The 12,107-nt window shown below is 43.9% G+C and carries 12 protein-coding genes and 2 pseudogenes; 6 read left to right on the top strand and 8 right to left on the bottom strand.

Annotation, left to right across the window (positions count from 1 at the left end; all coding sequences use genetic code 11):
• Positions 1-244 precede the first annotated feature (244 nt).
• The 3 genes from Ga0451573_RS17225 (at position 245) to Ga0451573_RS17215 (ending at position 3,269) form a co-directional block, all read left to right on the top strand.
• Positions 245-796 (top strand): hypothetical protein, encoded by a 552-nt coding sequence (locus Ga0451573_RS17225; RefSeq protein ID WP_231685400.1) that lies wholly within the window; start codon positions 245-247, stop codon positions 794-796.
• 37 nt (positions 797-833) lie between these two features.
• Positions 834-1,580, top strand: a complete 747-nt coding sequence (locus Ga0451573_RS17220) for a hypothetical protein (protein WP_231685399.1) — start codon at positions 834-836, stop codon at positions 1,578-1,580.
• 468 nt (positions 1,581-2,048) lie between these two features.
• Positions 2,049-3,269: an IS110 family RNA-guided transposase gene (locus Ga0451573_RS17215; RefSeq protein ID WP_231685398.1), complete on the top strand. Its 1,221-nt coding sequence runs from the start codon at positions 2,049-2,051 to the stop codon at positions 3,267-3,269.
• Between the two features lie 298 nt (positions 3,270-3,567).
• On the opposite strand, the gene Ga0451573_RS17210 is transcribed toward Ga0451573_RS17215, so the two are convergent.
• Together Ga0451573_RS17210 and Ga0451573_RS20330 are read right to left on the bottom strand one after the other, a co-directional pair.
• Positions 3,568-3,951: a group II intron maturase-specific domain-containing protein gene (locus Ga0451573_RS17210; protein ID WP_231685397.1), complete on the bottom strand. Its 384-nt coding sequence runs from the start codon at positions 3,949-3,951 to the stop codon at positions 3,568-3,570.
• Between the two features lie 44 nt (positions 3,952-3,995).
• Positions 3,996-4,262 (bottom strand): annotated as a pseudogene (locus tag Ga0451573_RS20330) (reverse transcriptase domain-containing protein); the annotation flags it as partial.
• Between the two features lie 631 nt (positions 4,263-4,893).
• Here Ga0451573_RS20330 and Ga0451573_RS20435 point away from each other — a divergent pair.
• Positions 4,894-5,619: pseudogene (locus Ga0451573_RS20435) on the top strand (IS3 family transposase); the annotation flags it as partial.
• A gap of 357 nt (positions 5,620-5,976) precedes the next feature.
• Here Ga0451573_RS20435 and Ga0451573_RS17200 read toward each other — a convergent pair.
• The 3 genes from Ga0451573_RS17200 to Ga0451573_RS17190 form a co-directional block, all read right to left on the bottom strand.
• A complete protein-coding gene (locus Ga0451573_RS17200) occupies positions 5,977-6,336 on the bottom strand; it encodes a DUF1634 domain-containing protein (protein ID WP_231685395.1) in 360 nt (119 codons plus the stop codon).
• A gap of 2 nt (positions 6,337-6,338) precedes the next feature.
• Entirely contained in the window at positions 6,339-7,142 is an 804-nt protein-coding gene (locus Ga0451573_RS17195) for a sulfite exporter TauE/SafE family protein (RefSeq protein WP_231685394.1), read from the bottom strand.
• Positions 7,143-7,244: 102 nt separating this feature from the next.
• On the bottom strand, positions 7,245-7,937 hold the full coding sequence (locus Ga0451573_RS17190; RefSeq protein WP_231685393.1) for an HD-GYP domain-containing protein: 693 nt from the start codon (positions 7,935-7,937) through the stop codon (positions 7,245-7,247).
• Between the two features lie 827 nt (positions 7,938-8,764).
• On the opposite strand from Ga0451573_RS17190, the gene Ga0451573_RS17185 reads away from it, so the two are divergent.
• The gene (locus Ga0451573_RS17185; protein WP_231685392.1) at positions 8,765-9,769 is read left to right on the top strand and encodes a cytidylate kinase family protein; all 1,005 of its coding nucleotides are present in this window, start codon (positions 8,765-8,767) and stop codon (positions 9,767-9,769) included.
• A complete protein-coding gene (gene hpt / locus Ga0451573_RS17180; protein ID WP_231685391.1) occupies positions 9,766-10,305 on the top strand; it encodes a hypoxanthine phosphoribosyltransferase in 540 nt (179 codons plus the stop codon). Before Ga0451573_RS17185 ends, hpt begins: the two co-directional genes overlap by 4 nt.
• A gap of 41 nt (positions 10,306-10,346) precedes the next feature.
• Here the strand turns inward: hpt and Ga0451573_RS17175 are convergent, their stop codons facing one another.
• The 3 genes from Ga0451573_RS17175 to hisF all read right to left on the bottom strand — a co-directional run bounded on the left by Ga0451573_RS17175 (position 10,347) and on the right by hisF (position 12,100).
• Entirely contained in the window at positions 10,347-10,592 is a 246-nt protein-coding gene (locus tag Ga0451573_RS17175) for an SHOCT domain-containing protein (RefSeq protein WP_231685390.1), read from the bottom strand.
• A gap of 126 nt (positions 10,593-10,718) precedes the next feature.
• Positions 10,719-11,342, bottom strand: coding sequence for a bifunctional phosphoribosyl-AMP cyclohydrolase/phosphoribosyl-ATP diphosphatase HisIE (gene hisIE / locus Ga0451573_RS17170; RefSeq protein ID WP_231685389.1), 624 nt, complete (start codon positions 11,340-11,342; stop codon positions 10,719-10,721).
• Entirely contained in the window at positions 11,342-12,100 is a 759-nt protein-coding gene (hisF, locus tag Ga0451573_RS17165; RefSeq protein WP_231685388.1) for an imidazole glycerol phosphate synthase subunit HisF, read from the bottom strand. Before hisF ends, hisIE begins: the two co-directional genes overlap by 1 nt.
• Between the last annotated feature and the right edge of the window lie 7 nt (positions 12,101-12,107).

The following is a 12,107-nucleotide window of genomic DNA, read 5'->3' as shown; positions in this document are numbered from 1 at the left end:
TGACTTAACGCCGGTAGGGCCAGTGCTTAGCCGGTGTTTTTGCATGCTCAACTGCGGAAACACGGCTAAAATGTTAGGTGATGTTCACCGTCACTTACAACAATTTTATTTACCATTAAATATTATATATTTTCGCGCTTCCTCTAGAAGGTATTTATGTTTTTTTATGGAATTATAAATGTATATTACTGGAAGGGAGGGTTGGTTGGTTTTTTATTTTATAACTTTTACAAGGAGGAGAAATATGTTGCATCACAAACGCATATTAGTTATCATGACATCAATAATGTTACTACTCACGACTGCAACTACAGCATTTGCCAGTTATAAAACTTATAGTGGAACTTATCCATATTGGTTTACCACTTCAGATGGAGCTACTTTTAATCCATCCTATGATTATTATTGTTATGAATATTGGACTACCAATACCACTACAAAAAAACGAGTCATATCAAAACATTCGAATGAAGGAACTTTAAATAACACGAAAGCATTTAATTTGCATTTTAGTCAAGATATGGCTAATAATACTACCTATCAAACTAGAACCAGTACATCATCCACTACTTGGACTAACGCAGGAATAATTAATTTTTGGGAGTGGTATACACCAAGTCCCATAATTATTCCGTCAGGAGATACCTATTTTCCAGGTTATAAAAATGACAAAACATTTTACACTAATTACCTAACTAGTTGTAGTAGGTTCAAATGGTACTGGTGGGTATATATCAGTGAAGGAGACTATGGTAAAATAGCAACCATAACCAGGACATCATATTATACGTTTTAATATAAATATAATATACTAAAAAGGAGGTAGTAAAAAGATGAGGAGAATTAGTATTTTTGTTACTGTAGCAATTCTAACTTTGATTATTGCTGGCACGGCTTATTCTCTCACCAAAAGTAAAGAACTTGCTGATTACGTCAAGAATTCGAAAAATATTCAGGGAAGTGAAGATGTTGTCTTAATAATAAACGATAATCGAATTACTCGATCCGAATATATGGTTGCAAAAAAATTTCAACAAGATGTTACAGAAAATTTACGTAGCGAAAAAACAAAAATTGAGGCAATGCCGGACAGTGATAGAAAAACAAGTATATTAGCTGAGATAAATAGTAAACTGGATGCTGGTGAAGATATTAGAACCCTATCATATTTCCTCACCACATATAGTTTGGTAGATGAAGCTGAAAAAAAAGGTTTAAAAGTTTCTATCAATGAAGCTAAACAATACGCCAAAGAAAAACGCAAGGCATTCGATGAAGCAGTAAAAAATTCAGACGGTAAACCTAGTGAAGATATTGAAGAATTTATTTCCTCATTGGGCTCCGATTTTTATTGGGAGCAATATGTGCCTGATAAGTATCAAAAATCTTTAATGATTGGAAAATTAAAAAATGATATTGTTTCTGAAACAATTGACTCCGAAAAAGCTAAAGAACTATGGAATTCATTTGTCATAGATACAGTTGAAAAAACCGAGGTAACTATTCTAGATGCTAATCTTATAAATGTTACCAAGGATAAAGTTATGGAATTTAAGAAACTCTATCCAGGCGAGCAATAAATCATTCTTATAATAATTAAGTTAATAATTAAGTTCACCCCTTTTGTTAATCTGTGTGATATTCCAGATTAAAAGGGGTGATTTTCTCTCTATGGCTAAAAAGAACCGTCGAAATCAACAATAATTTCCTTAACCTAAAAAATGACTAAAAATCTGGCAAAGGTGAATTTCGCCTAACCATCCCCATGCCGCGCCGCTGTAAGCTTTGCGGCATAAATAACATATGAAAACAAGGTCACTATTCCCTCTTTCACAGGTCTCTTTCTTCCATTATCATGATATTACAGACAGCATTAAGAGCACGAGGTACCGATTGGTGAATCCAATCCTGGGATAAACCCGAGCCTAACCATGTGACGACAACCTGAATAGATAAATAATTGTTCCCTCTGAGGACGTATACTACACTTTCAAGTGTGACAGGTTGTTTTTTGGCTGCCTGCAAAATATTTCAAAGGAGGTCAGGCCTTGAAGGTTATTCATCCCATTTGTGCCGGTATCGATATTCACAAAAAGTCCTTCACAATAGCATTGAATGAGACTAAAGCTAACGGCACATACTCTGTCCGGGCCAAGACTTTTTCAACTGTGCAGGCAGGTATACTGTCTGCCCGTGAATGGCTCCTGCAGAGCAACTGCTTGGACATCACCTTAGAAAGTACTGGTAAGTACTGGATTCCTGTTTTTAACCTGTTTGAAGATCATTTTGACATTACTCTCGCTAATCCCAGACGAACCAAAACTTTTCCCGGAAAAAAGACTGATGTCCGCGATGCAAAATGGCTTTCCGAATTACACAGAATTGGACTTGTTGACCCCAGCTTCATTCCCCCCAGAGATATTAGGGAGTTACGTGAACTGACCAGGTACAGGACTAAACTTATTAAAATGCGCTCCGCTGAAAAAAACAGGGTGCAAAATTCTCTCATTGTGTCCAATATAATGATCTCATCAGTTGCTACCGATACCTTTGGCAAATCAGGCATGAATATTATATTTGCCCTTCTCGCCAAAGAGGAAATTACTGAAGATTTACTTCAGTTAATTGTCCTTGGGAAGTTACGCAGCAAAATTCCTGAACTTATGGAAGCTTTAAGGGGAGAACTCACTGAAACTCAAGCTAATAAAATAAGAATTGCCCTGGACAACTTTTTTAATCTCAGCGAGAAAATTACCAAAATTGAAGCCTTGATTGACGAAAAAGTTAAGCCTTATCAAAAGATTATTGACCTTCTTTGTTCTGTGCCGGGTATTAAAAAAACTGCAGCAATTGCTATCATCGCAGAAATAGGCACTGACATGTCCAAATTCTACTCTGCCATGCACTTGTGTTCCTGGGGCGGCGTCTCACCACAAAACAACCGCACCGCCGGTAAGAATAGACGTGTACGCTCCAAACCAGGCAATTCCTACCTTAAATCAATGCTTGTGCAGTGCGCAAATGCTGCAGTAAAAGAAACCGGAACCTGGATTACCAACAAGTTCAACTCTATCAAGGCCCGCAGGGGTCATAACAAAGCCATTGTCGCCATTTCACGGACCATGCTTACAGCCATATACCATATTATTCAAAAGCAAGAAGCTTATAGAGAACCTCCTGCTAAAACACGTATTTCCAAGTCCGAAGAACAAAAAATGATTTCTAAGCTTAAATCATTGGGCTATAAGGTTGAAAAGGCAGTAATTTAGGATGATTACATAAATATACCATAATTTACCTCAAATAAGGCTGTTTTGGGGCTGGTTTTTTGTTGCTTTTTTTAGTACAAAGCCTGTGCGTAGAGGCAAACAGGTATTTTCATACTACGTGGCGCCGGGTTCCCGAAGTGCCCACGCAGTGGGCATTTGGGCATCAGCCGGGAACCCGGCTGATAGGCGACGTCGCGAGCATTCTGCGCGAGCCATGACGTCGCCGTGCCCTCGGGAAACCGGCGCCACGATAATCGGACGAGGTCGAGTCAAGCAGGGGAGTTTCACCCCTGCCTGCTCACGGAACCGGACGTGCTCCCCTCATCCGGCTCTTGTTATCATACCGTAGGCCTACAGCCCATTTCCCAGTAGCAAATAGACCCGGTCTTGTCTTAGCACAAAAACCCAGCCAGTCCAGCGCCTTTGCTGGCTTACGCCGTAATCTCTTACGCGTTCTCATTGCCCACCTGGCTAATGCGAGATTCAATTGCCAAAGTTCTTTCTTCATCATACTGAAGCAAAAGCTGCCAAAATAATTCGCCCATCCCCGGATTACCGGATTCATTCTCCGTGCAACTTCGTCAAGAGTTGCTCCAAGTGACTGTCTCCGTATTTCCCGTATTGATTCGCGAAAACTCTTCCTTGCCTGTGGGCTGACTGCCGTTGGAAGCTTATGAAACACCTCCCATTCCTGCTCCTTACTACCCTTGGCCTGAACTCGTACCCCAGAAAGGTGAATGATGTGTGCTCATGTTCCCTCTTTCTTCTCTCATCCTTACAGTACACAATTCTCGTTTTGTCCGGATGAATTTCCAATTTGCACTCTAGCATCCTCGCCTTAAGCCTTTCCAAGAGAGCTTCAGCCTCTTCCTTTGTCCGGCAGTGGACCACTCCATCGTCAGCATATCTGGCCCAAGGATTTTGGGGATTTTTGTCCACCATCCACCGGTCAAAGGCATAGTGTAAGAACAAGTTCGCCAGTACTGGACTAATGACACCGCCCTATGCAAAGCAAGTAACTATGCAAAGAGGTATGCAAAAAACGTTGATATTTGGGCATTTCCAGTTGAATTACTTTGCATAGTCTCCGATAATAGATTTGAGATTTTTCTCAAATATCTATCAGGAGGTACTGCTTATGAAACCACAGAAGCTTCACAAACTGCTCCAGGATTTGGAACAGGAACTACTCCGCCTCGGTTACACAAAAGGCAGCATGACCTTTTATCGCAATCGCTGGCGGAAGCTTAAAGACTTTGCGGACAAGAAAGGACAGGAGTACTACACTGAACAGCTTGGCATTGATTTCGTACAGGAATACTTCGGCATTACGCAGGATGATTTCTCGCGAACACTGAACCAGGCACAAACCCAAGAACTCCGTGTCATACTGATGGTTGGCGACTTCCAGCTCCACCATGCGGTTTTACGGAGATACCTGAAACACCGGAAACTGCTGACTAATCCATATTTCATTGAGACAAGCAAACGGTTTGAGGATTACTGTGTCTCAACAAAGGATTATTCAAAATCTACAGTAGTGCACTATACCAAACAATCCGGCTATTTCATGGACTACCTTTTAGCTCAGGGGATGCATGATTTTTCGTGCATAAGCATGGATAATAATACCTATGGAAGCATCAAGGTCAGAAAGTCCTTAGAAGCAAAAGATGCCGAAGAACGCTACTGTAAACTTCAAAGAATTAATCATAAACGAATAGAGCGGATCATGCGCAGGAATGGGATAAAGTCAAAGGTGAAGAAGAAATACAAGGCTACCACTGACTCTAATCACAATCTTCCGGTGGCAGAGAATTTATTGAACCGAGATTTTGGGACTGAAAAACCAAATAAAAAGCTAGTCTCCGATATAACCTATGTCCACACGGATGAAGGATGGCTGTATGTGGCCGCAATAATGGATTTGTGTGGAGGTAAAATTGTCGGTTTATCAATGTCAGACAGAATGACAAAACAATTGGTAATAGATGCCCTCCATGATGCTTATAAGACCTCTGGCAGACCTCAAAAGGCAATTCTACATTCTGACAGAGGGTCGCAATACTGCTCATATGCCTACCGAGAGCAATTGACGAAATATGGCTACATCTGCAGTATGTCTCGAAAAGGCAACTGCTGGGATAATGCGCCGATGGAATCTTTCTGGGGGAAAATGAAGCAAGAATGGCTTAATGACCAAAAATTTAGAACAAGGGCTGAAGCGAAATCCAAGATTTTTGAATACATAATGATTTTCTACAATAGAAAAAGACTACATGCCAGCTATGACTATAGAACCCCCGAGGCATATTATAGGGAAAAGTTGCTGTTACACTGTGCTGCATAATCATGCTTCCAAAAACGTTGAGCCCAGGTCCCCTGTTAAAGAGCAAATGACCATTTGGCGCGAATCAAGGGCTTGCGGAGCGAGTTTATCTTGACCCTTGATTCGCCCTGAATCCCCAATCCTATTGTTTAGCGGTCTGACAACAGACCGCTTGCCCTCCGGCGAGGACGGGGTTTGGGGTAGGGCCCTGGGCAGGGCCCCAAGGATAACTGCGAAACAAACTGTAACATTGCGAATTAGTGAGAATATACGAGTAAAATGTGTCTATTTTTAGGGGGACAGCTCACTTTGTTTTATTCCCCGGAAGAGTTACAAAAAAAAAGAGAGGTTCTCGCGAACCAGCTCCCTTCAAACCATCTAGTGCAGCCCGGGGACCAGCAGACTAAGTATCATAATCAGCAGTACCCCCAAGGAAATCAGACTATAATTAATATCTTTTTCAATCAGGAGAAACGAAAAGAACGCTGCAATTACCCTGAGAAACGGTGTAAATAACAGGACTAGGATGCCAAGGGTCATTATCGCCATGGGATTCAATGCCATTACCCCGGCAATTACCTCCGAAAAGCCCTGACCTGCTGCCCGCTGTCCCTCCAGGCCTCCGTCCGCTGCCAATGCAAACGCCAGTCCGGCGGCCATCAGGACCACACTTATAATCGAACCGGAGCGCAGCAGCATCGCCAGTATTCGGTTGATATCATTACTCTTCTGAATCACGGCTACCCCCCGAAACCCTTAATAAGCATCTGAACCGCAATATAGATAAACACAAATACAAATACTTTTTTCAGAGCCCGCGTGGAAATCCGCTCATTCACCCGAGTCCCTATAGCGGCCCCGCCGAACACTCCCAGAGCTACCGGAACTGCCGCCACTGCATCTATGTTTCCGTTCAGGTAATAAATAAATGCACTGGCGCTGGCAGTAACCCCAATCATAAAGTTACTGGTGGCAGCGGCCGCTTTAAGGGGAACACCCATTAATAAATACATCACCGGTATTTTTATCAATCCCCCTCCAACCCCCAAAAGGCCGGACATAACTCCTGCCAGTGACGACAGCGAAATTCCAAGGGGAATATTCTTTACCGTATATCCGCACCCTTCCTTGTTTACAGTCATCTTATCATCTTCCGCCGCGGCATCTTCTTCCCGGCTGCCTTCTTTATCTTCCCTGCCATACATTGTATATGCATTATAGACTACCATCCCGGCGAAAAGAAAATATAATACCCTGGCACTGACAAACCCGGCCACAACCGCACCGGCCACTGCGCCGACAGTTGTGCCCAGTTCCAGGGTCATCCCCAGCTTAATATTGGCTTTCCCTTCACGGACATAGACTATTGCAGCTCCGGTAGAGGTAGCTATAACCCCGACAAGGCTGACTCCAATGGCAGTATGGATTGGCAGCCCAAACAGAATAGTCAGGACAGGGATAACGATGACACCTCCCCCAAGTCCCAGGAGGGCGCCGAAGCCTCCGGCAAGCAGCCCGGTTAGAAAGAGTAACACAGTTGTCACAACATAACTCCTTTTTTACACTGTCCGGTAAAAAAATTTTAAATACTATCACCTAATTATAGCATACCCATATCGGTGTAATAAAAAAAGCCCGGCAGCGGGCTAAAGGTCAATATAGTTTTGGACACCGTAAAGCTGTATAGGTTCAGCTTCCTTCTTGCATTCAGCATATATGTTAATCAGGTTCTTATGTTCCAAATTCAAAAACGCCTTTAAACACGCCGGGCAGAATTGAGTTCCGCTGCCTGCCTTCAACTCCTTGATAGCGCTTTCAACGTCCATAGCGCTTCTGTAAGGCCTGACGCTGGTCATGGCATCAAAGGCATCTGCAACTGCAAAAATTCTTGCTCCCAGAGGAATTTCTTCTCCCATCAGGCCATCGGGATAACCCGAACCATTGTACCACTCATGATGGTGCAGCACAATTGGGATGGCTGGCTGCAGTGACTTAACCACCGATATCAAATCTGCCCCCAAACGGGGATGTGTTTTCATAATCACCCATTCACCCCTGTTTAAACTACCTGGTTTTAGTAAGATTGAATCAGGTATTGCTATTTTCCCGATATCGTGGAGCAGCGCCCCAATTCGTAAAGCTTCGAGCTCCGGTCCCTGTATCCCAAGTTCTTCGGCAATCGCCTCCGTATATCTGAGTACCCTCAGGGAATGGCCTCCGGTACCGGTGTCCCGCCTATTGAGTAAAACATTCAGTCCTTCCAAGGCTGTTCCCGCACTGCCGCTCCATAAATTAAAACCATGCCTTATATTTTTGTTAATTTGCACTGGTTTATTCATTGGTTTCACATTCCTTAAGTGTTTGTTAAACATTTCACATTCCCTGGCTAAATTTTACTTCTATTTCCCTTTTTATCAACCATTTATCCACTTTTTTCTCTTTATAATGTTATTTGTCATATGTCTCTTTTTTCCTGCCTCAATTTGCTTATACCGGTATAGAAGTTAATTATACCCATCTATGAATGAGCTGGCAAAAATAATAAGCCAACCGCTTTTAGCTTGATTGACTTACTTTTCACAACATATATCTTTTCCTGGATAAAAAAATAAAGGCTCCAACGAACCTTTATCGATTTCCCACCTGTCTATACCATTCCACTTCCACTTCCTGTTACCAACTTTTTGTGACCCCTTCATCATCCGTCTATCCAGCTACTTCCCTCCCACAACAACCCTCCCATCACCTTATCACCTTCTTGAAAACCCTGAATGAGTTTACCCTTAGATGATACGATGCCGTTAGTTCTGTTATAGTAGTGGTTCGCTAAATCTCTTCCGATATAGTGAATTTAATTTCACCGGTTTCACTGATTGTGTCGGTATTTTCCGCTTCTGTGGTCCGGCCTTTCAGGCATTCCATCTTAGGAATTCCTTGGAGCTTGATTCAATTCTACTAAACCGGCAGCCAACAGTCAAAGCTCAAAAAGACTCAAATTATTGGTTTGCACCAGCCAAGCTTCGTTCTACCTTCCTATATCTACCTGTTGCATTCATTTTTATTTTAACTGAAAAATCTTTGCCGTGGCAATGTTGATTTAGTTATTTGATTAATTTCTGGTATAATATTACTAAATAACTTAGAATGCTGATGACGGAGTGAGGATATGTTTTTTATTACCTTTTCCAGACAGGCCGGAAGCCTGGGCTATGAAATTATCCAAATGCTTGCCAAACGCCTTGGCTTTGAGGTAATCACCCACGATTTTATTATGAATCACTGGCTGCCCGAAATAGCTGATGACCATGAAATGCGTATGCTGGCAGAGAGTCCCCGCTTCTTTCTGAAACGGTCTGATGCCGGAGTAAGCTTTGCCGAATATATAGAGACCAGGCTCAGGGAAGTGGTGACCAAACAATCCGTAATAATACAGGGTTTAGGCTCCCAGGTAATATTTGCCGGCGATCCTGCCGCCCTGCATATTAGGATAACCGCCTCTGATGCTGTCCGGCTAAGCAGAGTGATGCAGACTCACGGACTGGAAAAACAAGATGCAAAAAGGTTTCTTGAGTTAAGCGACCGGAAACGCAGAAGGTTTATCAACACAGTATATGAGAAAGACTGGGCAGACCCCGGACTTTATCACCTTACCCTGAATACCGATTATCTGGGGATTAGGGAATGTGTATCTCTCCTGGCATATCTGGCTGAGGTCAAAATGACCGCTGCCGTCTCCACCGGCAGCCCTGAGGGTACTGAAGAAGCGGGGAAGCCTTCTGCCTTCAGGCATCCTTCTGAAGAAGAGTTTTCCAAAATTCTTGATATGTATAATATCGCCTGGGAGTATGAACCCCGGACTTTTCCCATTGAATGGGATGCCGAAGGCAATATCACCAAAGCCTTTGCTCCGGATTTTTACCTGCCCCGCTTTGACACATATATCGAGCTTACTACTATGGACCAAAAGTATGTCACCGAAAAAAAGAAAAAGATGCGGCTCCTCAAGGAACTATACCCGGGAACTAACATAAATATTGTATTTAAGAATGATTTCTACTCACTTCTGAAAAGATTCGGACTGCGCGAAGGTGAACCCGCCCTTCGCGAAGCAGATGCAGCGCGGCTTCAAAATAGAAATACAATGCATAAAGGAGGAACCAAGGGAGAATGAAGGAACCCGAAATAGGAAAAATACTGTTCAGTGAAGAAACCATCAAACAAAGAGTTGCCGAAATGGGCCGGCAGATCAGCTCCGACTACCGGGACAGGGATACGGTTATTGTCAGTGTCCTTAAAGGGTCATTATATTTTGTTGCTGACCTCACCAGACAACTTACCATTCCACTCAGTATTGACTTCCTTGCCATCGGTCTTTACCCCGGTGTAACCAGTGAAACAGGTATTGTGCGCATCACCAAGGACCTGGACATTTCGATAACCGGACGGCATGTCCTGATGGTAGAGGATGTCATCGGTACCGGATTGACCCTCGGTTATATCTGTCAGTACCTGGAATCCAGCAAACCGGCCAGTTTAAAGATCTGCACCCTTCTTGACAATCCCGCGGAACGTCTCCTGAACATTCCGGTTGACTACCAGGGATTTATTCAGCCTGATGCATTCGCGGTTGGCTACGGCCTGGATTATGAAGAAAAATATCGTAATCTCCCATATATTGCCGAGCTTTCCCCTGCAGAAAAAGGTTAAGACCTTCCGTTCCGGGAAGGTCTCATCTACTTAATCAGTTTTTATTTTAGCAGTTCTTCTTTAATTTTCTGGTACTCCTCGTGAGAAATTTCGCCTTTGGCAAGCCTTTCCTTGAGATACTCTATTGGCTCTAAAGATTTATTCGTAAAGCGCCCTGTTTCAGATTTTCTGATTATTGCAATAAGCCCATACAGAGCAAAAATTATCACAACCGCCATTATTATCCAGCTTATCAACATCCATATACTCATACCATAACCGGCTCCGGCACCCCAGCCATACATCATTTTTCTTCACCTCCATCTATAGGATAAACCAAAATTATGACCAAAATGTGAAGAAATAATGTAATTTTTTCGAAATATCAGCTAAGCTGCCTTGATTATTGGCTGCCGGCGGCTGCAACTACAGCGTTATCTTCTCCCGGCCAGTTCCCGGTAAACTTCGCTTGGCTCTATCCCCTGTTCACCGAGCAGGACCAACAGGTGGTAAATCAAGTCCCCCACCTCATAGATGACCTCTTCCCTGTTCCTGTTTTTGGCTCCGATAATCACTTCCGCGGCTTCTTCCCCTACCTTCTTACAGATCTTATCAATTCCCTTGGTAAACAGGTAAGTGGTATATGAGCCTTCCGGCATCTCCCTCTTGCGGCTCATTATCACCTCATAAACCTCATTGAGTATGCCAGCTGAAGCGGAGTCTTCGGCTGCAGCCTCCAAAACAGGGTTATGAAAACAGGTGCGTTCACCGGTATGACATGCTGCCCCTGTTTGCACAGCCTTGACCAGCAGACTGTCAGCGTCACAGTCATAACTTATGGTCCTTACCTCCTGGTAATGACCGGAGGTAGCCCCCTTATTCCACAGTTCCTTCCTGCTTCTGCTCCAGAACCAGGTCCGCCCGGTTTCGAGGGTCTTCTGCAGAGACTCCTTGTTCATATAAGCCATCATCAAAACCTCATCTGTATTCACATCCTGAATAATGGCCGGAATCAGCCCGTGTGCATCAAATTTAAGTAAATTCATCTCAAAATCCATTATCTGACCACCACCCCTTTTGCCCTCAAATACTGCTTTGTCTCACTGATGGAATATTCTCCAAAATGAAATATGGAGGCTGCCAGGGCGGCATCGGCCTTTCCCTCGACAAGTCCTTCACTGATGTGTTCCAGATTGCCTACTCCGCCTGAGGCGATAACAGGTATATTAACCAGTTCCGCTACCGTCCTGGTGAGTTCGATATCATAACCGTCCTTGGTCCCGTCCCCATCCATGCTGGTGAGGAGTATTTCACCGGCGCCGAGCTCTTCGGCCTTTTTAATCCATTCCATGGCGTCTATCCCGGTTGGGGTCCTCCCGCCGTGGATATATACTTCCCATTTCCCCGGAGCGCCGGTCCTTTTAGCATCAACTGCCAGGACGATACACTGGGACCCGAACTTATTGGCGCCCTCTGCTATCAGGCCCGGGTTCTGCACCGCAGAAGTATTCACCGAAACCTTATCCGCTCCTGCAGCCAGCATTATCCTCATATCTTCAACCTTCCTGATCCCCCCGCCAACAGTAAACGGGATAAAGACCTCCTCAGCAGTTCTCCTGACCACATCAAGCATTGTCTCCCGACCGTCCGAGGAAGCGGTGATATCCAGAAAGACCAGCTCATCTGCGCCTTCCCGGTCATAAAAGGCCGCCAGCTCCACCGGATCACCGGCATCCCTCAGGTCTACGAAGTTTGTCCCTTTAACCACCCTGCCCCCGGTTACATCAAGACACGGTATGATTCTTTTTGCCAGCATCTCCTAT

The organism is Phosphitispora fastidiosa, assembly GCF_019008365.1.
GTDB classification, from domain to species: domain Bacteria; phylum Bacillota; class Thermincolia; order Thermincolales; family UBA2595; genus Phosphitispora; species Phosphitispora fastidiosa.
Note: the sequence above shows the minus strand (reverse complement) of the source record. Positions and strands in the feature narration are given on the sequence as shown.